Origin of the sequence: Culturomica sp. (assembly GCF_003524185.1) — a bacterium.
GTDB lineage: Bacteria > Bacteroidota > Bacteroidia > Bacteroidales > Marinifilaceae > Culturomica > Culturomica massiliensis.
In genome coordinates this window covers 165,481-191,114 of record NZ_DOED01000008.1, presented here as the reverse complement: position 1 = coordinate 191,114, position 25,634 = coordinate 165,481, and the positions used below count along the sequence as shown (strand labels likewise).

21 protein-coding genes, 2 tRNA genes and 1 pseudogene are annotated in these 25,634 nt (G+C 41.2%); 16 read left to right on the top strand and 8 right to left on the bottom strand.

Annotated features, from left to right (window positions below; all coding sequences use genetic code 11):
• Positions 1–9: 9 nt before the first annotated feature.
• A complete protein-coding gene (locus DD657_RS03720) occupies positions 10–402 on the top strand; it encodes a response regulator (protein WP_021988845.1) in 393 nt (130 codons plus the stop codon).
• Positions 403–404: 2 nt separating this feature from the next.
• A complete protein-coding gene (gene uvrB, locus DD657_RS03715) occupies positions 405–2,417 on the top strand; it encodes an excinuclease ABC subunit UvrB (RefSeq protein ID WP_021988846.1) in 2,013 nt (670 codons plus the stop codon).
• Positions 2,418–2,496: 79 nt separating this feature from the next.
• Here the strand turns inward: uvrB and DD657_RS03710 are convergent, their stop codons facing one another.
• The 4 genes from DD657_RS03710 to DD657_RS03695 form a co-directional block, all read right to left on the bottom strand.
• Complete coding sequence (locus DD657_RS03710; RefSeq protein ID WP_287048525.1) at positions 2,497–4,023, bottom strand: carboxypeptidase-like regulatory domain-containing protein; 1,527 nt, start codon at positions 4,021–4,023, stop codon at positions 2,497–2,499.
• A 4-nt stretch (positions 4,024–4,027) separates the two neighbouring features.
• Positions 4,028–4,873, bottom strand: a complete 846-nt coding sequence (locus tag DD657_RS03705) for a FecR family protein (protein ID WP_147379401.1) — start codon at positions 4,871–4,873, stop codon at positions 4,028–4,030.
• A gap of 67 nt (positions 4,874–4,940) precedes the next feature.
• Positions 4,941–5,498, bottom strand: a complete 558-nt coding sequence (locus DD657_RS03700) for an RNA polymerase sigma-70 factor (protein WP_021988849.1) — start codon at positions 5,496–5,498, stop codon at positions 4,941–4,943.
• A 44-nt stretch (positions 5,499–5,542) separates the two neighbouring features.
• Positions 5,543–6,796: a carboxypeptidase-like regulatory domain-containing protein gene (locus DD657_RS03695; protein ID WP_021988850.1), complete on the bottom strand. Its 1,254-nt coding sequence runs from the start codon at positions 6,794–6,796 to the stop codon at positions 5,543–5,545.
• A gap of 245 nt (positions 6,797–7,041) precedes the next feature.
• Here DD657_RS03695 and DD657_RS03690 point away from each other — a divergent pair, with 245 nt between their 5' ends.
• From DD657_RS03690 to DD657_RS03640, 11 genes are all read left to right on the top strand, one after another.
• A complete protein-coding gene (locus DD657_RS03690) occupies positions 7,042–8,706 on the top strand; it encodes a tetratricopeptide repeat protein (RefSeq protein WP_147379402.1) in 1,665 nt (554 codons plus the stop codon).
• A 161-nt stretch (positions 8,707–8,867) separates the two neighbouring features.
• Positions 8,868–9,266, top strand: a complete 399-nt coding sequence (locus DD657_RS03685) for a DUF3244 domain-containing protein (RefSeq protein ID WP_021988852.1) — start codon at positions 8,868–8,870, stop codon at positions 9,264–9,266.
• Between the two features lie 178 nt (positions 9,267–9,444).
• Positions 9,445–9,768, top strand: a complete 324-nt coding sequence (locus DD657_RS03680) for a bacteriocin (protein ID WP_068689572.1) — start codon at positions 9,445–9,447, stop codon at positions 9,766–9,768.
• A gap of 70 nt (positions 9,769–9,838) precedes the next feature.
• Positions 9,839–10,684 (top strand): GLPGLI family protein, encoded by an 846-nt coding sequence (locus tag DD657_RS03675; RefSeq protein ID WP_068689574.1) that lies wholly within the window; start codon positions 9,839–9,841, stop codon positions 10,682–10,684.
• Between the two features lie 145 nt (positions 10,685–10,829).
• Positions 10,830–11,150 (top strand): bacteriocin, encoded by a 321-nt coding sequence (locus DD657_RS03670; RefSeq protein WP_068689576.1) that lies wholly within the window; start codon positions 10,830–10,832, stop codon positions 11,148–11,150.
• 91 nt (positions 11,151–11,241) lie between these two features.
• Positions 11,242–12,051 (top strand): GLPGLI family protein, encoded by an 810-nt coding sequence (locus DD657_RS03665; RefSeq protein ID WP_118773093.1) that lies wholly within the window; start codon positions 11,242–11,244, stop codon positions 12,049–12,051.
• Positions 12,052–12,143: 92 nt separating this feature from the next.
• A complete protein-coding gene (locus DD657_RS03660) occupies positions 12,144–13,670 on the top strand; it encodes a vitamin K epoxide reductase family protein (RefSeq protein ID WP_287048517.1) in 1,527 nt (508 codons plus the stop codon).
• Between the two features lie 16 nt (positions 13,671–13,686).
• Entirely contained in the window at positions 13,687–16,296 is a 2,610-nt protein-coding gene (locus tag DD657_RS03655) for a carboxypeptidase-like regulatory domain-containing protein (protein WP_287048515.1), read from the top strand.
• 5 nt (positions 16,297–16,301) lie between these two features.
• Complete coding sequence (locus DD657_RS03650) at positions 16,302–18,536, top strand: peptidase domain-containing ABC transporter (RefSeq protein ID WP_287048514.1); 2,235 nt, start codon at positions 16,302–16,304, stop codon at positions 18,534–18,536.
• A 76-nt stretch (positions 18,537–18,612) separates the two neighbouring features.
• Positions 18,613–19,155 carry a hypothetical protein gene (locus DD657_RS03645; protein ID WP_021988859.1) on the top strand — a complete coding sequence of 181 codons (543 nt, stop codon included), beginning with the start codon at positions 18,613–18,615 and terminating at the stop codon, positions 19,153–19,155.
• 241 nt (positions 19,156–19,396) lie between these two features.
• On the top strand, positions 19,397–20,206 hold the full coding sequence (locus tag DD657_RS03640; protein ID WP_193617454.1) for a GLPGLI family protein: 810 nt from the start codon (positions 19,397–19,399) through the stop codon (positions 20,204–20,206).
• A gap of 83 nt (positions 20,207–20,289) precedes the next feature.
• Here the strand turns inward: DD657_RS03640 and DD657_RS03635 are convergent.
• From DD657_RS03635 to DD657_RS03625, 3 genes are all read right to left on the bottom strand, one after another.
• A tRNA-Gly gene (locus DD657_RS03635) sits at positions 20,290–20,362 on the bottom strand.
• A 46-nt stretch (positions 20,363–20,408) separates the two neighbouring features.
• Positions 20,409–20,481: transfer RNA gene (locus DD657_RS03630), tRNA-Gly, on the bottom strand.
• A gap of 229 nt (positions 20,482–20,710) precedes the next feature.
• A complete protein-coding gene (locus tag DD657_RS03625; protein ID WP_021988861.1) occupies positions 20,711–21,160 on the bottom strand; it encodes an Hsp20/alpha crystallin family protein in 450 nt (149 codons plus the stop codon).
• Positions 21,161–21,361: 201 nt separating this feature from the next.
• Between DD657_RS03625 and DD657_RS03620 the strand changes: the two genes are divergently transcribed.
• From DD657_RS03620 to DD657_RS03610, 3 genes and pseudogenes are all read left to right on the top strand, one after another.
• On the top strand, positions 21,362–21,874 hold the full coding sequence (locus DD657_RS03620; RefSeq protein ID WP_068689589.1) for a gamma carbonic anhydrase family protein: 513 nt from the start codon (positions 21,362–21,364) through the stop codon (positions 21,872–21,874).
• Positions 21,875–21,976: 102 nt separating this feature from the next.
• A complete protein-coding gene (rpe, locus tag DD657_RS03615; RefSeq protein WP_068689591.1) occupies positions 21,977–22,627 on the top strand; it encodes a ribulose-phosphate 3-epimerase in 651 nt (216 codons plus the stop codon).
• Between the two features lie 24 nt (positions 22,628–22,651).
• Positions 22,652–23,308 (top strand): annotated as a pseudogene (locus DD657_RS03610) (cell division ATP-binding protein FtsE); the annotation flags it as partial.
• A gap of 485 nt (positions 23,309–23,793) precedes the next feature.
• Here the strand turns inward: DD657_RS03610 and DD657_RS03605 are convergent.
• A complete protein-coding gene (locus tag DD657_RS03605) occupies positions 23,794–25,563 on the bottom strand; it encodes a PBP1 and LysM peptidoglycan-binding domain-containing protein (protein ID WP_287048510.1) in 1,770 nt (589 codons plus the stop codon).
• Positions 25,564–25,634: the final 71 nt, after the last annotated feature.

The window sequence follows — 25,634 nt, the reverse complement described above, 5'->3', positions numbered from 1 at the left end:
TTACCCTTTATGAAAAAACAATCTGTTCTTCCGAATTGGTCGGATAAAACACTGCTGATTGCAGAAGACAATGAAACTAATTTCATCGTATTATCCGCTTTATTAAAAAATACGCAAATTACGATATATCGGGCTCATAATGGAGCGGAAGCAATTAAAACCATTGACAATCACCCGGATATAGATGTTATCTTAATGGATATCAGTATGCCGGATATGGATGGAATTGAAGCGACGCACCTGATAAAAGAAAAGTTTCCGGATAAAATAATCATCGCCCAGACAGCCCATAATCTCAATATAAAACGGGAGCAAATGGCAGACGAAGGATGCAACGATTATTTGTTAAAACCAATCAGATTAAAAGTTTTGATCGAAACATTAGATAAGTATCTTTCATAGCCATGGCCTTTAAACTGACTTCGGAATTTCGTCCCACCGGTGATCAACCGGAAGCGATCGAGCAACTGACAAAAGGTATCCTTCAGGGAACCGATGATCAGGTATTGCTGGGAGTAACGGGATCCGGAAAAACGTTTACCGTAGCCAATGTCATCAATGCCGTCAATCGGCCTACCCTGATTCTTAGTCACAATAAAACACTGGCCGCCCAGCTATACGGCGAATTCAAAGCTTTTTTCCCCGAAAATGCCGTAGAATACTTCGTTTCTTATTATGACTATTATCAACCGGAAGCATACCTTCCGACAACAGACACTTATATTGAAAAAGATTTAGCGATCAACGACGAAATCGACAAATTACGTTTACGTACAACGGCATCTTTATTATCCGGACGTAAAGACATCGTTGTCGTTTCTTCCGTATCCTGCCTTTACGGTATGGCTGATCCCCGGGCATTCGGTTCCAATGTCATCCACCTCAAGAAGGGAATGCGAATCAGCCGCAACCAACTCTTACGCCAACTGGTAGATGCCCTGTATGCCAATAATGAAGTAGAATTCAAAAGAGGCAGTTTCCGTGCCAAAGGAGAAATCGTAGATGTATTCCCTGCTATAGAAACGTACGAAGGTATAGCCTATCGCATTGAATTCTGGGACGACGAAATTGATTGTATCCATTCCTTCGAACCGTCAAGCGGACGGACAATCGATGCTTTTGAAGAATTGGATATCTATCCGGCTAATTTATTCGTCACCGATAAGGGAACGATCGCTCATGCCATTGTTGAAATCGAAAAAGACATGCATCTGCAGGTAGCTTACTTAAAAGAAATCGGAAAACACCTAGAAGCCAAACGCCTGGAGGAAAGAGTCAGATACGACCTGGAAATGATTAAGGAACTGGGATATTGTCCCGGTATCGAAAACTATTCCCGTTATTTCGACGGTCGTCAGGCAGGTGTACGCCCCTTCTGCCTTTTGGATTATTTTCCGGAAGATTTTCTGATGGTAATCGACGAATCGCATGTCACCGTTCCTCAGATACGAGCCATGTACGGAGGAGATCATGCCCGCAAACAAACCCTTATCGAATACGGTTTCCGTTTACCGGCAGCTTTTGACAACCGTCCCCTGACATTTTCGGAATTTGAAGCCAAAACCGGTCAAACAATCTATATCAGCGCCACCCCGGCAGATTACGAACTGGAAAAAAGTCAGGGAGTAATTGTCGAACAAATCATACGCCCGACCGGTATCCCCGATCCGGTAATTGAAATAGTCCCCACCCTCAACCAGATCGACCACCTCGTCAATGAAATTCAAAAACGTATCGATCTTCATGAAAGGACACTCGTTACCACCCTGACTAAAAAAATGGCGGAAGAACTCAGTAAATACCTGGACCGGATGGGCATAAAATGTCAATACATCCATTCGGATGTAGATACCTTGGAGAGAGTTAAAATTCTGGAAAATTTACGCAAGGGCATTATCGATGTCATTGTCGGGGTCAACCTGTTACGCGAAGGTTTGGACCTGCCGGAAGTCTCTTTAGTCGCTATCCTCGATGCCGATAAGGAAGGTTTCTTGCGCTCTACCCGTTCTCTGGTACAAACTGCCGGACGGGCCGCCCGCAACGTAGAAGGCAAAGTCATTATGTATGCCGACACCATTACCCGGTCCATGCAGGAAACCATCGATGAAACGAATTACCGGCGGGAAAAACAACTGAAATACAACGAAGAGCATCATATTACCCCCCGCCAAATCAAGAAATCCACGGATTCCGTACTTACCCAGCAAACCACCCGCGCTTACGTAGAAGAAGAGCATATCAATACGGCCGCCGATCCCGTAACCGCCTATATGAGCAAAAACGAGCTGGAAAAAATGCATCAAAAAACCAAAGCTGCCATGCAAAAAGCAGCCAAAGAACTCGATTTTATGGAAGCTGCCCGTTTACGCGACGAAATGTTCCGGCTTGAAAAATTACTGGGAAATAAACGCCCTTAAACCCGAAAGCATAAAGTATCTGTAAAAGCGGAGAAAATGTACAACCCCCTGTCTTCCACATCCCCAATGAGAAGTTTTGTCATTCCGTCTCAATGATCCGGGAATTGATTTTAGAAATGGCCTGATCCAACTTTTCCTCCGGAAGAATAATATTCAAGTCCCCCCAGAAATTCTCATCATACATAAAACGGGTTTCCGAAAATACCTTATTGATGGGTAAAGTTTCCCTTCGCGCAAATCGCCTGACTTGTAATGTGTCAATATTACAAGTAGCCATCTCGAACCAGGTATGTACCGACGAAGCAAACAATTTTCCTCTTTTCTTTATCCGGAAATCAAGATCTCCCCGCACATGTCCGATATAATATTTCCCGCCCCAAGGTTTATAACTGACGGTATACACCACCTTTTTCGGGGTTATATCGATTCTTTTACTCTTTTTGACAATCAAGGCATTTGTCGCTTTTCGTATATAATCCGGATTTATTTCCATACGTACACGTAACAAAGCAGAATTCTCCGCATCTACATAAAGCTCTCCCTTGTATAAAGCCAAACGGACATCTTTGCGCTGTTCAAAAGCAATAACATGTACCAAATGCGAATCGACGACACTCATGTCTACCTTATAATAATTATAAAGATTCGATTCATTAAAAGTCAGAAAATCAGGAAGATTCTTTGTTAAATCCAACGTAAACGAAGCCTTGATGCCGGCTTTTATTTTCATGACAAGCGTATCTTTCCATCTCTCGTTATCGATACGCCGCATCTTCAACAACTTTACCCGATCATTCTCGAGCGAACAATAACCTGTTTTATAAACTTTAAAAACAGCTTCCGTCAAAGCAAGGAGTTCTTTTCCCTTCTCCACCCCCTCCCGGTAAAAAGTAGTTAAATTAACAGGAGTCTCTGCATAATTCTCTCCCCGCTTTTCCAACATTTCTTTCAAAATCTTAACGGGATTTACCAATCTGACAATTACTTCTTCCAGGGGAATGGGACGAACCTGTAACCGGATATCCGTAGTGTTGCCTGCCAATAATTCTGTAGCTATTTTTTGAGGTTCATACCCCAGATGAGAGATATAAAGAGAAGAATAAAGCAAAGAATCGGGCAGCTTAAGCAAAAAACTCCCGTTTTGATTTGCAACCACTCCTTTTCCCGTTCCGTCTATTCCAATCGAACTATAAGCCAAAGGCTCCCCCGTCTCCCGGTCCCGGACAGTTCCCCGGACCATCAAAAAAGAAGGCATCTGCTCTGAAACAGCAACACGAGTCGGTACGGCTTTTTCCTTATATAAAAGAATGTGCCGGCCGATTAATTTCATTTCCAACGTATTATTTCCGGTAATTTGCAGGATCGCCTCCCGGAGCGGATAAATACCTTTGGAAACCGTTACCTTTTTCTCATTATCGATTAAATCGCTGTCGTATACAAACCAAAAACCGGATTGTTCGGTAATTTGATTGAGCATTTCATAAACGGTACCCCGGGAAGATGAAAAACGTATTTCACGAGCAAACACGTCTGTCTGCTGAGCCTGCACGACTATGTTGCAGAACGGCAATACCAACCATATCCCGATTGAAATACATTTTACCATGCTCTCAGGGTTTGAAAATATAAATCGTATCTTGCTTTATCGTTTGCCGCAAATTCAAGGCAGCGCAAATCAGCTCAGCCATAACTTCCGAATCATTATCGGAAAAAGCAACGGTCATTTTTCTTTCGCCTATTTCCGGATCACGCAACACAATCGGTCGGTCACCGATACGATTGAGTATCGGCAACATAACAGACAGAAATTCATCTTTAAATCTCATTTTAGCGGTATACAAAGCGTACAAATCAACGCCGGAAGCCGTACCTTTCTGCCATTCCCCTGCCTGCAACCGGACCATCTCTCCCGCCTGAACGGCCATCCGGGCCTCATTCGCTTTGCAAACAACCTCTACAGTTCCTTCCTGAACATAGAGTTCGAAAGCTTCCCGGGACGGAAAAGAACGAACGTTAAAAACCGTTCCGGTAACTTCAATAACCACATTCGGTGTCTCTATAATAAAAGGACGTCGCGGATTGGAAACCACTTCGAATAAAGCATCACCGGTCATCGAAACTTCCCGTTTGTTCTTTTCGAAACTTCCGGGATAGGTGAGTGTTCCGCCGTCAGTGAGATAAACGGTTGATCCGTCGGCCAATGTTGAAACCAAAGTCATATTTTCTCCGGCATTTTCAGAGGCAAACGAAAGTTCGAACACTTCTTCAGAATCCCAGGAAAGAAAAATCGCTCCGCAGACAACTACGATTCCCCCAAAAAGAGCAGCAAACTGCATATATCTGCGCTTTCTCGTCAACCGGGGTTTCCGGATATTCATTAAACCATCATTTTGTAGCCGTACATGCAAAGCCTCCCAGGCCCGATCGACATCTACTATCTTATTTTTTTCTTTCATATCCTTCCAGCAATCTAAAACAATTATAAACACATTATAAAAACTCGGTAATTTCTGATAAAAACAATCAACAGGCCCTTTCTCCTATTCTTTTTCGTAAGATTTTTAACGCTTCACTTATCTCTGCTTCTACCGTCTTTACAGAAACCGACAATTCCCGGGCAATCTCCGCATATTTTTTCCCTTCAAAACGGTGCATCCGGAATATGCGCTGCCTGCGCTCCGGAAAGGTATCCAATATCCCTGCTACCCTTTCCTCCAGTTCCTGATACTCCAGTTTATCCAAAGGCGTGAGGTTATAATTTTCGCTCACCGTCTCCCGGGTTAATTTTTCCCTGTATTTATCCCGAACTTCCAAATGCTTCAGATATTGAAGTCCATTATTCCGGACAGCTCCGTAAAGATAAGACTTAAGGGAATGAATGCAGAGATGCTCCCGTTCCTTCCACAACATATAAAATAATTCCTGTACAATCTCCTCTGCGGCTTCAATATCCTTAGTAAAAGAAACTGCATAGCGGCACAGGGGTTCGTAATAGTACCGGAAAAGCTTTTCGAAAGCCCGGATATCACCTCCCCTGATTTTCCTTAAAGCCGATACATCATTTACAGTCATATACAACATACATAGTGATTCCTAAATATAATACATATTCGCATCACTCCCAATCAATTATACTGCTTTTTTAATTTCTTGACAGCGGACTCCAGGGATTCCGTCGGTTCGATAATATTGTAACCACCCCAAAAATCTTTGTCGAAAAAATCAGTCACTTTATCCGAAAGGACCTGCCCTCTTTTGAAAGATACCTTGTATGGTATAGCCGTGACATTCTGTTCCTGACTTTCAGTAACCACCATCTCACTCACAATGCTATAATGAGTTGAAAAAAGTTTACGTTTCCAATCACATTTGAACCTAAGCTCATTCCGAATGTAATTCAAATAACTTTTTCCTTCCCGTTGTTTATAAGTAACCAGAAACGATAAAGTAATCGGTTTAAAACGAAGACCCAACGGCTTCTTTTTCAATATTACTTTCGTCACTTCGGCTCTGTTTGTCATGTCCAAAGAGAATTCGGCCCGGGTAAAAGCCAGGTTTTCTTTGTCGATATAAAAAACACCGTAATACAAAGGATAAGGCAATTTAGCCAAAGGTGCAAAATAAATGACATACTGGGGACGGTCATCAATGATGGTCGGTTCTCCCATTTCATAGGTAAAAAGGGAAAGCGTATTTTTATCCAATAACAAATCTGGATTTTTCACGACATCCCCGTAAACAGCAAGTGTCGGCCCTCCCATTAATTTGACAGCCAGAGTATCGTTTGCCTTCTGACTTAACAACTTACGTCCTTTATACACTTGTACGCGGTCATTGTATGTATTTTCAGTATAGGGAGTCTTAAAAGCGTGAATAACCGCTTCCGAGATATGGATATACCTCCGTTCTTTTTGAGTGGTTTCCCGATAGAAAGCGGTAAGCATGGTATTTTTACCGGCATAATTCATTCCGATCCGGTCCATAGCCGCTGCCACAATATTTTTTGCCTCCTGACTCCCCACGATCACTTCATTCAATAAAACCGAACACGGAATAAGCTTGAAAGTCACTAACTCATTTTTCCCCTCGAGAGCCCGACGGCAGTTCAGATAACCGATATGAGATATTTCAATAACATTTGCCGATAAAGATTTTTTAAGCTTCAGTACAAACTTTCCATCCTTATTTGTCACAGTCCCGATATTCGTTCCGGGAACAGAAATATTCACACATTCCAGTTTTTTCCCCGTTTTCTGATCTTTGACCACTCCGCTGACGGTATAAAAACCGACGCTGTCCTGGGCCAAAATTCCCGTTACGTAAAGCAACAACATCCCTGTGGCTACGCAACTCAACGTATATTTAAACCAAGTTTTCATAGTAAGATAATTTTAAAGGTAAATAATTCTTTTTGCGTTCCTATTCCTAAGATGGTTCAGCACCCAAAAACCCTAAAAAAATTATTCCATACAAGATACCTCTCAGAGCTTTGAAAAACATAAAATAGTGAAAATCAATGCAAACATTTTTCTTATTTTATTTTTCAATTCAACCGAATATAGTTTTTAAAAAGAATTGCATATTTTACATATATCACGTATCTTTCAAAATCTAAAACAAAACCATGTACAGATTATTATATACAATAAGTTTATTGTTGTGCCTTTCATGCACACAAACAACCGATATCCGATTGACAGAAGTCCGGGAGAAAATGGAAACAGCACCGGCCGAAGCCTTGGAATTACTGCAATCTATACCAGATCCGGCTGACCTCAACCGGAAAAACAAAGCTTTATTCAACCTTCTCTATATTCAGGCCTTGGATAAAAACAATTTTCCGATCGAATCCGACTCTCTGATTCATATAGCCCTGAGTTATTATAAGTCCCGCGGAAAATCAAGGGAACTCGCCGAAACATACTTTTATCTCGGCTATTATTTTGTAGAAAATTCAATGACACAGGAAGCCATCCATACTTTTCTGCGAGCGGAAAAAATCGCCCTCGACCTGAAAGAATGGAATCTGTTAGGACTGATTTACGCACGTTTGAACAAGGAATACCAAAAACAACAGGACTGGGACAATGCATTAAAAATGAACAAATTATCTATCCACTATTTCGGGAAGTGCCAAAATATAAAAAACATGTATCTGGGATATTTAAACCTGGCACAAACATTTATATGTAATACCCAGCTTGATTCCTGTCAAAATTATTTGCAAAAAGCCCAGGAAGGTTTTTTAAAAATACAAGATACTTTAGATTATGTGCATTCGTTAATATTGGAAGGAGGTATTTATTTATCCCACAACAATCTGTCCAAGGCCAAAACATTACTTCTTAAAGCAAACGGTTTTTACAAAAACACGCCTAACCTCAAACAATCATTAATGCTTGCCTTAATCTACAGCTATGAAAATAAACTGGATTCGGCACGTTTGGCCCTTTCCCATTTATCAAACGAATACCCTACAACAGAACCCGGGTTTTACTTTACACTGGCCAATATCGAGCAACAGGACCATAAACCGGAAAAAGCCTTCGAAACCCTAAAAAAAGGTTATATATTACAAGATTCCCTGTACAAAAACAATATAGCCCATTCCGTATACCGTTATGCGCAACTGTACAATAAAAAAACGGCAGAAACCGAAAACCAGAAACTTGCGCTTCGCAATCACCTTTTATTGGGAGGTCTGCTATTTCTATTGATTTCTTCCCTGTTGCTTTATTTTATTTATAAAAACCGGTTGAACAAACGCAGCCGGGAAATGGCCGAATCACAAATGCGCGTACTGGAAACAGAGAAACGCATAACGAAACTTCAGGAATTGCTTCACCACCTGAATCAAACTCCTAAAAACGGATCGCAGAAACTATTCATTCAGCAAATACAAATGTTGAAAGAACTGGCCGCAGCAAATACCCGAAACATACATAATGAAAAGAAAAGAAATGCAGAAATCCAGACGATACGGGAAAAATATATGCTCGGAGAAGACTGGGAGGCAGTAAAAACCGGAATAAACGGCTTATATAACGGCCTGGCCGATTATTTCGAAGAACATTACAAAAAATACTTATCGGAAAGCGAAATAAAAATCTGCATCCTGACCTATTGTAATTTTTCGATTCAGGAAATTGCCACTTATTTGCGAATATCCGAAAAAACAGTATACAATTCCCGGTATAAAATTTGTAAAACACTGGTTCCGGAACGGACGAACTCATTGGAGCAAATTCTGAATAAAATTCAAAACGATTTTTTAAATTCCTGCGGATAAAACCGGACTTCGGGATGATATTTTTACAGATATGGGAAATGTTATTTTTCAAACGCCTGATTTTCAAACCTCCTTTTAACAAAATCGGGAAATACAAAACAAGACAAAGGATATATTTTCATTTTATATTTAAGTATTAAATAACTTTAAAATATGTACAAATGAAAAATTTATTTTTAACTCTTCTGATCAGTTCTTTGGTATTTTCTCCGTTTTTCTCTTCTGCAGAAATAAAAGGCAAAGACAAAATTCCGTTCGAAATACTTATAATTATTTCCATACCAGATTTACCTGTCCCAGTGTCAGTTATTTCCTACCCTGAAATAAAAGCGTCCTATTGTGAAGACATCGTCGACTTTTCGATCAATATGTCCGTAGGTCCAGTCGAAGTGTCGGTTATCAACCGGGCAGGTCTGACTGTTGCCAAATCCCTGTATTTTACCGCCGAAAACAACACTTACAGCATCGACGTAAGCGGATTAAATGAAGGTGAATACATCCTGAAATTTTATATGCCTGATTACCATAAACTATGTTATCAGGGCTCTTTTACAAAATAATTCCAATCGTACCCTAGAACAGAAGTCTTGTATAATAGAAGTATTATCCAAAACGAAATCATTTTAAAATAGAAAAGTTTCCAATTACGTGTAATTGAACTTTAATTTTACGGACCTGCCATCCGTATAAAACAAAAAACCTCCTTCCGGATAAGGATAAACACAGCTGTCAGGCTATATGTCTAACAAATCGAAAGAAGGCACGACAAAGATAGGTCTATTTGGCGAAACAACCAAGACGGTAATTCGTTTGCAGAATCCGGCCTGTATGATTCAACCGGAGCGGATGCCGAAAAGCTCAACGAGTAGGCGATCATTAAAACTTAATGTCATGTTGGAAGAATTAAACTATAAGGAAATGAACCAAATTACCGGTGGCGTATCTGTAGAGGAGTATTGTGCAACACTCACCAATATGATGGATGGTGAATATGCTAAAACAGAATGGACGGCTGAACAGTGGACCAATGCATGGAATGCATATAGCAAACACTGTAAATAAAAATCTATTCCAAACGTCATCCTCTGATTTATAGAGAGGATGACGTTTATCTATTTTAAACAAAACCGTTATGATATACCGGCTTTTACTTTTTTTCATACTAGGGAGTCCCTTACCGGAATTTTCAACCTTCACCGCACCCGACATAACGAATAATACGATTTTAGAGTGCAGTTATCAGTATATAGAAATACGGGATACCATTACCCGTCGTAGTGAAGAAGATTTGATGGTATTGAGAATAGGTAAAACATACAGTGTTTTTTACAGTCATTACAGATACTTCGCAGATTCGTTATTACAAACAAAAGAGGGGAAAAAAGTATGGGAAAACCTGATGGAGACAGCCATTACAAATGGTAATATCAGCAGCCGGCCGGGATCCAGAACGACAGACGATTACTTATTCAAGAACGATCCGGCCGGACAATTGACGACCCTGACGAGACTGCTCGTTACCGAAGTGAAATTTTCCGAACCTTATGAAAGCCAGAATTGGCAGCTTTACGATTCTAGCAAAATGATTCAGGGCTACACCTGTCATTGTGCCCGGACCTCATTCAGAGGGCGGCAGTACGAAGCCTGGTATACCCCGGAAATTCCGGTTCCGGAAGGACCGTGGAAATTTTGCGGATTACCGGGTCTGATCCTGGAAATATATGATACGACACACGATTATCAGTACACACTGGTCGGATTAAAAACAGAAAACATCGCCCCTTTGGAAGAACTCGATTTTATCCGGAACCGTCGTTCTGCAAAAACGACACGCCGGAAGTTCCTGCAGCGCAATGCTGAAATATATTTCAACTCGTCCTCCGATCAGGTAAATGCCATGGTAGGCATTGATCTGGGAACAAGTTCCAAACCCAAGCCCCGAAAAGCTTATGACTTTATCGAACGAGATTACAAATAGCTATCTATATACAACATAAAAAAATGATTTTTAAAACAGAAAGGTTTACAATTACGTGTAATTGAATTTTGGCTTTACGGACCTGCCATCCGTATAAACCCAAAAACCTCCTTCCGGATAAGGATAAACACAGCTGTCAGGCTATATGTCTAACAAATCGAAAGAAGGCACGACAAAGATAGGTCAATTTGACGAAACAGCCGAGACGGTAATTCGTCTGCAGAATCCGGCCTGTATGATTCAACCGGAGCAGATGCCGAAAAGCTCAACGAGTAGGCGATCATTAAAATTTAAAGTCATGTTGGAAGAATTAAACTATAAGGAAATGAACCAAATTACCGGTGGTCAAAATGTATCTGCAAAAGAATATTGTGCAACTCTTAGTATGCTGATTGAAAACAATTGGGGCAGATGGAGTGAAGATGAAAGGAAATCAGCCTCCGATGCCTATTCAAAGCATTGCTAAACAATTTTTAAAAGTTACCGGAGAGCTTTTACAGCTCTTCGGGCAACTTTTTTACCGATCCTAAATACGTATCTTCTTTATCCTATAAACGATGAAAACAATTTTTCTTTTTTTCGGAAGCCTCCTATTTTCGCTGTTTATCCGGGCACAGACAATAGATACCGCATATATGGAATGTTGGTATAAATTTTCTTATATCAATCTTCCTTTGGAAACGATGGGAGAAGACCTGATGGTATTACAAATCGGTAAAAACTGCTCAAAATTTTACAGTCAATATACCCAGGAGTGCGATTCTCTCAATGCCACCCCCGAAGGCCGGAAACTCTGGAGGCAACTTTTTTTGTCCGGAGCTGCGACCAATAATTTCCCGTATGCCCGCACTCACAGTTACATACACAAAAATTATCCTCTCAACCGGATAACGGTCACTGATTTTAATAACCTGACACATTACAAATTCACCGAAGATTTCGAAAGACAAACGTGGCAAATTCAACCTGAAACACAGGAAATATTGGGATTTTCCTGCCAAAAAGCCGATTGTGAATTCCGAGGCAGAAAATACGAAGCCTGGTTCACACCGGAAATACCGGTAAGCGACGGTCCCTGGAAATTTACAGGACTTCCCGGACTTATCGTTGCTATTGCCGATACGGCAGGTCTATACCGTTTCGAACTGACAGGCATAAGCCGTTCTGACCGTCCGATCCGTTTCGGACGCTATTCCCGTCCCCGCTATGTCACAACCGACAGAAAAACGTTTCTCAATGCCTGTTGGAAATTCTTTTCAGACAGCAGCAGACAAACCAAAGCCGTCTCCGGCATAGATTTGCCATTCCCCGACTCAAAGCCCAAAAAACTGAAATACGATCAAATGGAAACCGATTACCCACATTAAAAGCGTTTTTCATGTATTCCGATAACGACTATATCCTCCTCCTGATAAGTAAATTCCTGAAAAGAGTAAATCGCCCTTTTAAAAAAAAGGAATTGACAGTAGCATTATTGTCACATCCCTTCTATCCTGCCATTTCCTCTATTTCGCAAACCCTTACTTATCTCGGTATAAACAATAAAGTTTACCGGGCAGATTATACCGGAGTATTAAAAGCAAACTCTCCGGCACTTGCACATTTAAAAGATAATCGTTTTATACTTTTACTAAAAGCCGATACATCTCAGACAACCTATTACGATGCCGTCACAAACAAATATATCACCGGTCCGGCAGAAGACTTTCGGAACCGTTGGAGCGGATACATCTTATACATCACCGAGCAAAGTCCAAAAACCGCGTATCCCTCCCGGTTCCGTTTTCATATTCCACACCTGTATCTATTCTGTTACCTGCTGATTGTGGGAAGCTGTATCATTTTATATGTTCTTTTTCCGGTAAACGGTATCTCTCTTCTATTACTGAAAATGTCCGGATTTATCGTATGCCTTGGATTTATCAGTCATTACCTGTCTCCCGGGTCTGCTACCACATATTCATTATGTAAAACATCTTCGGTTTTCGATTGTGACAGGGTTTTACAATCTCCGGCTTCCCGCCTTATGGGGAAAATTCCTCTTTCAGCCGTGGGCCTGGCTTACTTTTGTATGGGAATTCTTGCTCTCATCAACGGCTATCTGGCACATTGCGCAACAACAATTACAACATTGTTATATTATATTTCAGTCACAGGCCTGCCTTTTATCCTTTTCTCTTTTATCTATCAGGGAACAATTTTAAAAAAATGGTGTCCTTTATGTCTGGCAACCTGTAGTATCATACTGATTGAAAACATCCTCTTTTATTTCTATCCCATAAAAACGGTCTTTAGTAACAATCTGTTTTCTTCCGTTCTGATCTTGGCATTTTCCGGAATTACAGCTGCCGGGATAGCCACCCTCATCGAAATATACGCACAAGCAAAACAAAAGTCGAAACATGATAATATCGAATTCCTGAAATTGAAACGAAATCCGGCGATCGCCTATACTTCATTTCAGCAACAACCCTGTTTAAATACCCAAACCTTCTCCGATATGTTAATCGGTGAAAAAAATGCACCTCACACTCTCATTACAGTACTCAATCCATCGTGCAAACCCTGCCGGAAAGCAGCAAACGATATCATTCATCTGCTCGAAACATATCCCGGAAAAGTAAAATGGCTCATCCGTTTCGACGGTACGGATAAACCGGAAAACTCCCCGGTCAACAGCATTCAATTACATCTTTTGGAACTCTACCAAAAGATAAATGACAGTTCGAAATTCTTATCGGTTCTGAAAGCCTGGTTTACCCATCCCTTACCGGATTTCTTTACACGTCACTATCCGGTTCCTGAAATCAGCCCGGACACAATAACCCGTCTGAAAGCACATATTTACCGGAATCAAAAAGATAAAATCGAAAAAATACCCTATATTGCAATTGGAAAGCGTGCTCTGCCGGTAACATATACAATAAACGATTTAGCTTATTTCTTTCCGGAGGAAGAATTTTTAAAAAAGATAACTGACGAATAATATACAGCATATTACTATGAAAAGAATAGCCTATCTCATAGCTCTGAGTCTATTATCCGTACTATTCTATGGAAATCTGTCAGCTCAAAAAACGACACTTTCCGGTACGGTTATCGAAGGAGAAAAAAACGAACCTCTGGAAAACACAATGGTTACCGTTTTAAAAGGCTGTAAAAAACAGATCATAGCTTATGCTTTGACTGACAATCAGGGGAAATTCTCACTATCCGTCTTATTCCAGGATTCCCTGCATATTTCTTTTTCGGGATTAGGATATGAAACGCAAACCTTCCCGCTTTCTCCGGATAAACTCCGGTTTCAAATAAAAATGAACGTCAAACCGTATAATCTGCGGGAAGTATCCGTCAAAGCCACCCGTATCATCCAACGCGAAGATACCCTGACCTATATTGTATCGAATTTCTCCGAAGTTCAGGACCGGACTATCGGAGATGTATTAAAGAAAATGCCCGGTATAGAAGTATCTGAAAAAGGAGAAATCAGATACCAGGGACTGCCCATCAGTAAATTTTACATCGAAGGAATCGACCTGCTCGAAAACAAATACGGCATCGCAACCAACAACTTACCGCATAAGAATGTAAAAAGTGTGGAAGTACTGGAACACCATCAGCCTATCAAAGCCTTTAAAGGTCTCTCCTTCCCCGAAAACGCCGCTATCAATATCAAACTGAAAGACGAAGCGAAAGCCCAATGGATCGGTAATCTACAAGCCGGAGCGGGAGGAGATCCTTTTATCTGGGACGGACGGCTTTTCGCCATGCGTATCGTACCCAAATGGCAAAGCCTCAATACATACAAAACCAATAACTGCGGTACCAATATAAGCAATGAAATTCAAGAATTCGAGCTGGCAGACCTCCTGAATGCCAAAGAAAACCGGTATAAAACAAACGATTATATTCAAGTAAATCCGGAATCGGCACCGGATCTGGAAGAAAAACGTTACCTGTTCAATAAAAGTCACCTGTTTACGACAAGCAACGGCTGGAAGCTCAATGACAATTACCAATTGAATGCACAAGTAACTTACCTCTGGAACCGGCTCCGCTCGGACAATGCCAGCCGGACAACTTATTTCTTCGAAGATTCAACACGGATTGTAAATGAAAGCGAAGCAAGCCGCGACCTGCAAAACGAATTATCGGGACGCCTGACCCTCTTTGCCAACACCACCGGATATTACCTGAAAAACGAATTACAGACAAATCTCCGCTGGAATGATACGGATATAAACACCTTCGGGGATTTCGCAAACCGTCAGTCGGCTGAAACACCCCGTTATCAACTGACCAACAACCTGGAATTAATAAAACGCTTCGGACAACAGTCCGTCACATTTACTTCCTATAACAAATGGCTTTACGAGCCGCAACAACTGAAAGTTAACCGGGAAGCTCAACACGAATACCAAAAAGCAGATAATTCCGTTTTATTTTCCAACACCGCTTTTGCCTACGTCTCTGCCTTCTCACGTTTCATTCTCACATTAAGGGGAGGCTTCAAATTCCTTTACAGAGATTTCAACAGCGATCTAAAAGGGATAAACCCGATTTCAACGCTCTTGAAAAACAACACGGTTTCTTCCTATCTCAACCCATATATCACTCCTTCCCTGGAATATAACAGTTCCAGTGTAAAAGTTACCCTGAACGTTCCCTTCCATTATTTCCGCTATCGGTTCCAGGATTGGGTATTTCACGATAAACGATATAAAAACCGCTTTATATCGGCTCCATCTATTAACATAAATTATTTTATTACCCCTTTGCTGACAATTAAAGCACAGGGAAGTATCGGAAACAAACCCTTAGACGAAAGTCTGTTTTTCCGGGGATACATCTTACAAAATTATCGCAATTTACAACAAGGACTGATCGATTTTACTACGGACAAAGTAAAATCAGTATCTGCCGGCATCGTATACCGCAATAGTCTGAAATCCTGCTTTTATAACTTCAATATGACCCGTATGTGGACTGAAAATGCCTATATCAACGGACGAAATTTCGAAGGAGATTACATCGTCAATACCCGGTTCGCACAAAAAAACGACCGTAAAAGCTGGATTTTAACGGGACGTTTCAGTAAAGGAATTGACAAACTACACGGCATGATAGCCATCGACCTGATGTATATCAATAACCGAACCTCTATGATGCAAGACGGCATTCAAACGCCTTACACCAGCGACTGGTTTACGATTTCCCCCCAATTCAATTTCCGTCCGGTTTCCTGGAGCAACATCGTATACAAATGCACCTTCGGACGTAACATCCTGGAACTTCCGACAACATCCTCTTCGAGCAACCGGTTTACACAATCCCTGGAAATCGTTTTTGTCCCAACCCAGCAACTGGATATAAAACTGAAAGGGGAACATTACTACAACGAACTGAACGCCAAACAATCCAAAACATTATTCATGGCCGATGCCAGTTTCACATACCGGATTTCCCCGTCCTTTGAAATCGGCGGAATTATCAGCAATATTCTGGATAAAAAGGTATATTCCTATACATTATACGACCAACTGACCAATTACGACTACCGGTATATGATCCGTCCCCGGAATTATATGCTACAGGCAACCCTTACTTTTTAAGAACGATGAAGTTTCCTTTTTTTAAACAACTGGACAAAATGGATTGCGGTCCGACCTGTCTGCGAATCATTGCCGCTTATTACGGCAAAAACTATTCGCTGCAAGGGCTACGTGAAAAATGTCACATCTCTCGTCAGGGTGTATCCTTACTGGGAATCAGCGACGCAGCCGAATCGATCGGATTCAGGACCACCGGAGTAAAAATTACCTGGGAACAGTTAAAAAACGAAGTAAAACTTCCTTGCATTATTCATTGGCACCAACAACATTTTATCGTTGTTTACCGGATCCGCAAAAAAAGAGGCCACCGGTGGATATATGTTTCCGACCCGGGCGAAGGCCTGCTCCGATATTCAGAAAAACAATTTTTACAAGCCTGGCTGCAAATAAAAACAATCCCGGAGAAACTGAAAGAATTTATTACCGAGATTCCCCGGGATGACAAAGGTATTGCTTTACTTCTTGAACCGACTCCCCGCTTTTACCAGGAAAAAGGAGAAGAAGACAATCGTCTGAAATTCACCTATCTGTTCAAATATTTCCATCCATATTACAAATACCTGATACAACTGGGCTTATCCGTTCTTACAGCCAGTGTTATCAGCCTGATTCTTCCATTCCTGACCCAGGCGATGGTAGACAAGGGTATCGGGCTGGAAAACCTTCATTTTATCGCCATTATCCTGATCGCCCAGGTCATGTTGGTGGTCGGGCAAACGGCCAACAACCTGATTCGCAGTTGGCTAATGTTGCATATGACAACCCGTATCGGCATATCTCTTATCTCCGATTTCCTCTGTAAGCTGATGCGCCTGCCCATCGCTTTTTTCGACTCCAAAATGGTCGGTGATATTATACAACGCATCGGTGACTATAACCGTATTCAGGTATTTATTTCCGGTACACTGCTGAGCATGCTGATGGCCCTTATCTCATTTATTGTATACGGTATTATTATGGCCGGTTACGACCCTGTTATTCTGGGTATATTTCTATGCGGAAGTATTCTCAATATCTGGTGGATTCTGTTATTCATGAAAAGAAGACGAAAATTAGATTACATGCGTTTTCAGGAAGCCTCCGCCAACCAAAACAGTATTGTCCAGCTAATTAACGGAATGCAGGATATAAAACTGAACAATTGCGAAAAGCAAAAACGCTGGGAATGGGAACGCATTCAGGCCAAATTATATAAAATCAGCATAAAAAACCTGACACTCGGACAAAGTCAGGAAATAGGCGGAATTTTTATCGATCAAACTAAAAATGTTATTATTTCCTTTCTGGCTGCGAAAGCCGTTATCACAGGAAACATGACCCTGGGTATGATGGTAGCCCTTCAGTATATCATCGGTCAGCTAAACGCTCCTCTTTCCCAGTTTATACAGTTCGTACAGATCAGTCAGGATGCCAAGCTCAGCATGGAACGTCTGAGTGAAATACAGGAACGTCCGGATGAAGAACCCGAAGAGGTAAAAAAAATACACGAAATTCCCGAAAATGCCGATATTGAATTTCAAAACGTCACCTTCCAATACGATGGGCCACATTCTGATAAAGTATTAGACAACATCAGTCTGAAAATTCCTTCCGATAAAGTAACCGCCATTGTCGGTACAAGCGGGAGCGGTAAAACGACACTGCTGAAACTTATTCTGGGATTTTATACCCCCGGAGAAGGACAGCTTCTTTTAGGCAATAAACCGCTGACTTGTTACAGTGAAAGCTGCTGGCGGAATCAATGCGGAGTAGTGATGCAGGAAGGTTATATTTTTTCTGACACCATCGCCAATAACATCGGCGTATCCGACACTACTCCGGATATGGCACGCGTTATCGAGGCGGCAAGAATCGCTCATATCGAAGATTTTATCGACTCCATGCCCCTGAATTACAACACCAAAATCGGAGCAGACGGACACGGACTGAGTACCGGACAGAAACAACGGCTACTAATTGCCCGTGCGGCCTATAAAAACGCCAAATTTCTGATCCTGGACGAAGCAACCAATTCACTGGATGCCAACAATGAAAAATACATTATGGAAAAATTACAATTACTATTCAAAAATAAAACGGTCATTATTGTTGCCCACCGGCTGAGTACGGTCAAAAAAGCAGATCACATCATCGTACTGGACAAAGGGCAAATCAAGGAAGAAGGTTCACATACCAGTCTGATTGCTGCCAAAGGGTATTATTACGAACTAGTCAAAAACCAGCTCGAACTCGGAAATTAAACCAGGCAACTTACAATCCGGTCTAAATAAAAATTAAAATTTACAGGTATCGTCCACTTTTAGAAAGTACTGCTTTATGCCGAATAATGAAAATTTTTATAGCGAAGAAGCTCATGAAATCATGAATACGATCCCACCCCGTCTCATCCGTTGGGGCATCACCGTTATCTTTCTCATTTTTACGGGCATTATCATTGCTTCCAGCCTGATCGAATATCCCGAAACCATGAAAGGCCGGGTAAACCTTACCCTGACTTCAATACATGAAAACGATAGCTTACTTTTGTTAAACGGGAAAAAATTCAAAATTAAAGGCCGGATTTACTTACCCTCCAAAGGTTTTGGAAAAGTCGCCGTAAACCAAACCGTATATGTCAGTCTGGACTGCTTCCCCGCAATGGAATTCGGTAAACTAAAAGGAAAAATTACCCATATACATACCCATCTGCAAAACAACCAGTATCTGGCTGACATCGAATTTCCTTCCGGCCTGACAACCACAGGCAACAAATGTCTTCACCCCATTGAGGAAATGCAGGGAGAAGGTGAAATTATCATCCGAAATAAACGGTTAATCCACAACCTGACAGAACCGATACAGGCACTTTTTAAAAAATAAAACGGACACTGAAAAGTATGGTAAATCTTAAACCTATCCCCTCAAAGCCCTATGAACTTATCAGATTAAACAATGAAACCGATGCGAAAAAAATTGAAAAATAAACTAAAATTAAAATTTTAAAGCTATATTAGCAAATATAAAACGATATAAGAAATACACCCGAATCCCTATTCTGCATTTATTTTTCGGCCAATCTTATATCTGCTTTAGGTAGTATGTACTCTTAATCAGTATGACGATGAGAACCATTTGTCTATTTTTCGGAATTTTTTTATTTTCTCTTTGTGTCCGTGCACAGGTCATAGATACCGCTTACATGGAATGTTGGTATAAGTTTTCTTACATCAAGCTTAAATTGGAAACGATGGGAGAAGACCTCATGGTACTGCAAATCGGAAAAAATTGTTCAAAATTCTACAGTCAATATACCCATGAAAGCGACTCCCTCCTTGCTACCCCTGGAGGGATGAAAGTTTGGAGACAACTTTTCGAAGCCGGGTTTGCAACCGGAAATTTTCCACACTCCCGCACACTTAGTTACATTCATAAAAACTATCCGGAAAATCAAATTACGGTTGCCGACCAAAACAACCTTTCCCACTATAAGTTCACTGAAGATTTGGAAAAACAAAACTGGCAAATCCAACCTGAGACAAAAGAAATACTGGGATTTTCCTGTCAAAAAGCCGATTGTGAGTTCCGCGGAAGAAAATACGAAGCCTGGTTTACCCCTGAAATACCGATAGACAACGGCCCCTGGAAATTTGCAGGACTTCCCGGGCTGATCGTTGCCGTTGCCGATACGGCAGGATTATATCAGTTCGAACTGACAGGCATAAACCGTTCCGAGCGTCCGATTTATTTCGGATACTATTCACGTCCAAAATATGTCAAAACCGACCGGAAAACCTTTCTCAATGCTTGTTGGAAATATCATTCCGACAGCGGTGGACAAACCAAAGCTGTCAGCAGCGTCGATTTTTCTTTTCTCGATTCAAAACCCGTAAAACTAAAATACGACCAGATGGAAACCGATTATCCGCATTAATGGGGTGACGCCGAGGGTTGACTTTTCTCTAAAATGCAGTAAAAACAAAAATCAGCCACTCTGTTAAGTGACTGATTCCGAGGAGCGATAAACGGGACTCGAACCCGCGACCTTCGGCTTGGGAAGCCAACGCTCTACCAACTGAGCTATTATCGCATTGTTTTTTAAAAAAGTAAAACCGAATTCAACATCCGGTTTCCAGAGCGAAAAACGGGACTCGAACCCGCGACCCCGACCTTGGCAAGGTCGTGCTCTACCAACTGAGCTATTTTCGCAATTCAAATGCATTTACTCGCGGAAAAGACACCCTGCCAAGGTCGGATTTATTATCCACTGGGGACAAGGTCGTGCTCTACCAACTGAGCTATTTTCGCATTATTTCAAATAACTGCTCTCTCGCGATTGCGGTGCAAATATAATACGTTTTTTCAGAAACTTCCAAATAATTTTCAAAAAAAAATCGGCCGGTTCCGAAAAACCGACCGACCACTAAAATCAAACTACCTACTTAACCTCAATTGTTTTTTGCAATTTTTCTGTCTCCGCGTTCTTGGGCATTGTAATCTCAAGAATTCCGTCTTTGTAGGAAGCCTGTGCTTCAGCTACATTGTACTTCTCTTCCGGTAGTTCGATTGTTCTATGAAACGAATAAGAAGAAAATTCCTTCCGGAGATACTTTCCTTTTCCCTTCCCTTCTTCCTCCTCTTTTTCTTCTTTACTTTCCCCTGAAATACTTAAAAATCCATCTTTATATTCCAATTTGATATTTTCTTTTTTCATTCCGGGTACCCGTACATCCAGTGTCAGGGTCTTATCATCTTCCTTTACATTCAATGCAGGAACACCGTTTTTCTCACCGGGACTCATATAAGGCATCATTCCTGTATTAAAAAACTCATCCAGCAATGTGGAATAAAAAGGCCGCAATTCATTGTTTTTCTTTACTATGCTCATGACAATTTCATTTTATATTTATTCCAAAATTCTGAAGATTGTACGACAGGTTTAAAAAGACAGTTTCAGTACATCCATTAAATAAATGAAAATAGAAAATGAAAAACTGAAAATTAATATATTTTATTGTGATTTATCGCTTATTTCGTACCTTCGAAGCTGATAAAACGAAAAACCAAAAAACACATAACTATTCAGATCATGGCCATTATAAAAGAATTAAACGGACATACTCCGAAATTCGGCAAAAACTGTTTTCTGGCAGACAATGCCGCTATCATCGGAGACGTAGAGATGGGAGATGATTGCAGTATCTGGTTCGGTGCTGTATTACGAGGCGATGTACATTACATTAAAATCGGTAATAAGGTAAACATACAGGACAATGCAACCATACACGCTACCTATCAAAAATCCCCGACCAACATCGGCAACAATGTGTCTATCGCTCACAATGCAGTAATACATGGCTGCACGATTCATGACAACGTATTGATCGGTATGGGGGCCATCGTTTTGGATGATGCCGTTGTCGAAAGCAACTCCATCGTTGCTGCCGGCAGTGTCGTAACCAAAGGAACCGTCGTGGAATCCGGTTGGGTATATGCCGGTATCCCTGCCAAAAAAATAAAGCAAATGGGACCCGAATTGCTGAAAGGCGAAGTAGAAAGAATCGTCAATGCCTATTCCATGTATGCCGGCTGGTATAAATGACGGAAGACAGAAAACTGAGAAGACAAGGAAAAAATTTATTTTTGTATCATATTTCTGAAAACAGCCTGATGGCTTATATTTTCAGAATCCAACTATTGATTTATGAGTGTAATTATTTCACCCTCCCTTTTATCTGCAAACTTTCTGAATCTGGGAAAAGACATCGAAATGGTCAACGAAAGTTCGGCAGACTGGTTTCATATAGACGTTATGGATGGGGTATTCGTACCCAATATTTCCTACGGTATGTCGATTATTTCTCAAATCAAATCGATGGCCCGTAAACCTCTGGATGTTCACCTGATGATTGTGCAGCCGGAAAGATATATCGAACAATTCCATAAAGCAGGAGCCGATATTCTGACTGTACACTGGGAAGCAAGCACCCACCTTCACCGGACTCTGCAATGTATCAAATCATACGGTATGAAAGCCGGTGTTGCACTGAATCCGCATACACCCGTAAATGTTCTCGAAGATATCATCCAGGATATTGATATTGTACTCATCATGAGCGTAAATCCGGGATTCGGTGGTCAGTCTTTTATTGAAAATTCACTTCACAAAGTAAAAAAACTCAAACAACTGATCCGGGAAACAAGCGCAAAGACATGGATAGAAGTAGACGGAGGCGTTAATCTGAAAACAGGAAAAGAATTGACAGAAGCCGGTGCCGACGCATTGGTAGCAGGCAGTTTTGTCTTTGGTTCCGAAAATCCACCGGCAACCATCCAGGCCCTGAAACAACTATAATCAAACAAGCAGCTTATTTATATCATGTCTGAAACAATCATCAAAACTGATAAAGCCGTCATCCGGCAACAAAAAATAACGATATTAAAAGACGTCTCTTTGGAAATCAAGAGCGGCGAATTTATCTATATTATCGGTAAAGTAGGAAGTGGGAAGAGTTCTTTTCTCAAAACACTGTACGCAGAATTACCACTGGAATACGGAAATATTGAGGTAGCCGGATTCCAGTTGAAAAAGATAAAAAAATCGCAGATCCCTTTATTACGCAGAAAATGCGGCATCGTTTTCCAGGATTTCAGACTTCTTACTGACCGGAATGTACACGATAATCTTGCATTCGTACTGAAAGCAACGGGATGGAAAAATAGAAAAGCCATAGAAGAACGGATCGATACGGTCCTGGAGAAAGTAGAAATGCCGGATAAAAAATTCAAAATGCCTCACGAGCTATCGGGAGGAGAACAGCAACGTATCGTATTGGCCCGGGCATTACTCAATGCCCCTCCCCTTATTTTAGCCGACGAACCTACCGGGAATATCGATCCAGAAACTTCTTACCGATTAGCCGAATTATTGAAAGATCTTTGTGAAAACGGTAAAACCGTAATCATTGCCACACATCAATACGACCTGCTCCAAAAATATCCGGGACGGGTACTACGTTGTGAAAACGGAACTTTGATAGAAGACGAAAAGTTATCGGTACAACAGCACACACTGGCCCCCGCAGATATTGAAAGTATCGAAAACACACCGATAGAAGGTGATATTTTAACGGCTCCGGCTCCGGAAGAACCGTCAGCCGTTCTCCCGGAAGAAGAAGAAAAATTACCGGAACAGGAAGGACAAGATCCGGAACAGGAAAAGATACCGGAACAAGAGGCAGACATGCCGGAAGAAACAGCAATTGTTGCTGAAAATACCTTGACATCCGAAGAAATTTCCGAAATTCGGAAAGACAATATCCTTCCCGAAGATAATAGCCAGTCTTTACGGGAAAAAGATACCGCAGAAAAGACAGAAGAACAATATACTCCGGCAGATGACAGTACGGTTTCCCCAAAGGAAGAAAAGAAAGAGGAAAAAGATAAGACGTTATCTTCTCCCTTTGGCTTTGAACTAATCGATTGATAAATAAAAAGTCCGGAAGTTTTTCCGGACTTTTCTTATTTCACCAATTCCATTTTAATTCTATAATCGGATCCGTAATTTACAATATACAGTCCCCGGTTCTCCCAGCCGCACTCCGGACAGAGACGTCTGAAATTAAAAGCGGAAAAAAGTCCGGTTTTACCGGTATATCCGATAGCTTCCAACGTCCTCGTTCCATATTTCGCCACCAAAGGAATAAAATACAACCCCATATCGTACGCCTTAGCCGACAGGGTATGCGGTTCCGTATAAAAATAAGTCCGGTACTGATCTGCAAAATATTTGGCATTATCCGAATAATTATCGACATAACTGTATGTGAATAATTTCACATTCAGTTTATAATACATTTCATGGTCTACCGAAGTAAAATTCTGCCAATCCGGAAAACCGATAACCGTAATCCGGTATTGCTCCGCCAAGGCTGCAAGAGTCGGCAGTATTTTGCTTACATCAGCTTCTTTGGATGTCGGCAACACCACTATATTCTCCTGATCCGGATTCAACAGCAATTTCAAAGCCTCCAGATGCTCTTCTCCGAAATTCCATTTGTAGAAACCGATATCCGTCAACCGATTCAATTGCTCCGTAAACAAATTTTTCTCTGTTATATCCGTCAGCATCTGTTCTTCCGTTTCTCCCCCCTTCGACAAATTGATACATATAATATTAGCGGTTTCATGCCGGGCAGCAATCCAGGCTGCCATGTCTTCCGCCAAAGCCTGAAACGAAGGATTCACCTGTATAAAATTGGGATATTTCCCGAAATCTTCACTTCTTGAAGATAGCGGATAAACAATCGGAATCTGGCGGCTCATAAGGCTTTCCGTCAATATTTTAAACTCCGAACCATAGACCGGACCGATCACCAAATCCGGATTCAACTCATTTATTTCTGCTGCAATTCCATACATCCGTTCACTGCTTTTCTGGGTATCGAAAATGTGCAGGTCTATTTTATAGCCTTCGTTTTTCAAACTATCCAAAGCCAATAGCATTCCTTCATAGAAATAAAGGAATTGTTCGGATTTATGCAATATCTGTACAGGATGTTTCCGTAAAGTCAGGGTATCTACCAACACGGCCCCCAAATTTGACTCTATATTTTCCTGTACAAATAAGGGCAATAATAAAGCTACCTTTACATACTTATTATCCGGAATTGCCATATCATCCATAAACTCCGGCCGGCCGGCCAGTGTATCCCCTACCAGCGGGTAATAATTTTTCCGCACCTCTTCCGGTTCATGTTTCTTCTCTTCCAGCGGGATTGTCTGTTCCAGTCCGATCACCTTCTCTTCCGTTTCTTTTACCGGCATATCGACCGACGTACCGATCTGGGCGACATCAATTTCTTTTATCGGGAGTCTTACAATCGCCCCGATTGATAAAGGAGTATTCTCATATTGTTTATTTTCTTTCAATATCTGCCTTACCTTAATACCGAACTTTCTGGATATCGAATACAATGTCTCCCCTTTTTCAACTTTATGGTAATAATATTTACCGTCTTTTTCCACATAAGGCTCTACATAAGGTATTTTCAGCACTTCAAACATACTGATTGCATTGTCTTGCTTGCCATTCAGCTCCTTTACCGCATTGATATCCACACCGTACGCCTTACAGATGGAATAAAGCGTCTGTCCGTCTTCCACCACATGTAAGTAATAACTCTTACCTTTTATGACAACGATATCCGTCGATTTATGTACCTCGACATGCTGTGCCGAAAGCCGGCCGCAAGCCAGTAATACGAAAAGAACAATTACAAATTTCATCATAAACAAACCTCTTTGCGCCTGTATTTAAGAACACCGGAACGTCTTTCTTACCCCCGGAAGGGCAAAAATAC

Coding starts and splice junctions, on each gene's coding strand:
- DD657_RS03720 (WP_021988845.1), top strand. CDS start 10: ATGAAAAAACAATCTGTTCTTCCGAATTGGTCGGATAAAACACTGCTG.
- uvrB (WP_021988846.1), top strand. CDS start 405: ATGGCCTTTAAACTGACTTCGGAATTTCGTCCCACCGGTGATCAACCG.
- DD657_RS03710 (WP_287048525.1), bottom strand. CDS start 4,023: ATGGTAAAATGTATTTCAATCGGGATATGGTTGGTATTGCCGTTCTGC.
- DD657_RS03705 (WP_147379401.1), bottom strand. CDS start 4,873: ATGAAAGAAAAAAATAAGATAGTAGATGTCGATCGGGCCTGGGAGGCT.
- DD657_RS03700 (WP_021988849.1), bottom strand. CDS start 5,498: ATGTTGTATATGACTGTAAATGATGTATCGGCTTTAAGGAAAATCAGG.
- DD657_RS03695 (WP_021988850.1), bottom strand. CDS start 6,796: ATGAAAACTTGGTTTAAATATACGTTGAGTTGCGTAGCCACAGGGATG.
- DD657_RS03690 (WP_147379402.1), top strand. CDS start 7,042: ATGTACAGATTATTATATACAATAAGTTTATTGTTGTGCCTTTCATGC.
- DD657_RS03685 (WP_021988852.1), top strand. CDS start 8,868: ATGAAAAATTTATTTTTAACTCTTCTGATCAGTTCTTTGGTATTTTCT.
- DD657_RS03680 (WP_068689572.1), top strand. CDS start 9,445: ATGTCTAACAAATCGAAAGAAGGCACGACAAAGATAGGTCTATTTGGC.
- DD657_RS03675 (WP_068689574.1), top strand. CDS start 9,839: ATGATATACCGGCTTTTACTTTTTTTCATACTAGGGAGTCCCTTACCG.
- DD657_RS03670 (WP_068689576.1), top strand. CDS start 10,830: ATGTCTAACAAATCGAAAGAAGGCACGACAAAGATAGGTCAATTTGAC.
- DD657_RS03665 (WP_118773093.1), top strand. CDS start 11,242: ATGAAAACAATTTTTCTTTTTTTCGGAAGCCTCCTATTTTCGCTGTTT.
- DD657_RS03655 (WP_287048515.1), top strand. CDS start 13,687: ATGAAAAGAATAGCCTATCTCATAGCTCTGAGTCTATTATCCGTACTA.
- DD657_RS03650 (WP_287048514.1), top strand. CDS start 16,302: ATGAAGTTTCCTTTTTTTAAACAACTGGACAAAATGGATTGCGGTCCG.
- DD657_RS03645 (WP_021988859.1), top strand. CDS start 18,613: ATGCCGAATAATGAAAATTTTTATAGCGAAGAAGCTCATGAAATCATG.
- DD657_RS03640 (WP_193617454.1), top strand. CDS start 19,397: ATGAGAACCATTTGTCTATTTTTCGGAATTTTTTTATTTTCTCTTTGT.
- DD657_RS03625 (WP_021988861.1), bottom strand. CDS start 21,160: ATGAGCATAGTAAAGAAAAACAATGAATTGCGGCCTTTTTATTCCACA.
- DD657_RS03620 (WP_068689589.1), top strand. CDS start 21,362: ATGGCCATTATAAAAGAATTAAACGGACATACTCCGAAATTCGGCAAA.
- rpe (WP_068689591.1), top strand. CDS start 21,977: ATGAGTGTAATTATTTCACCCTCCCTTTTATCTGCAAACTTTCTGAAT.
- DD657_RS03605 (WP_287048510.1), bottom strand. CDS start 25,563: ATGATGAAATTTGTAATTGTTCTTTTCGTATTACTGGCTTGCGGCCGG.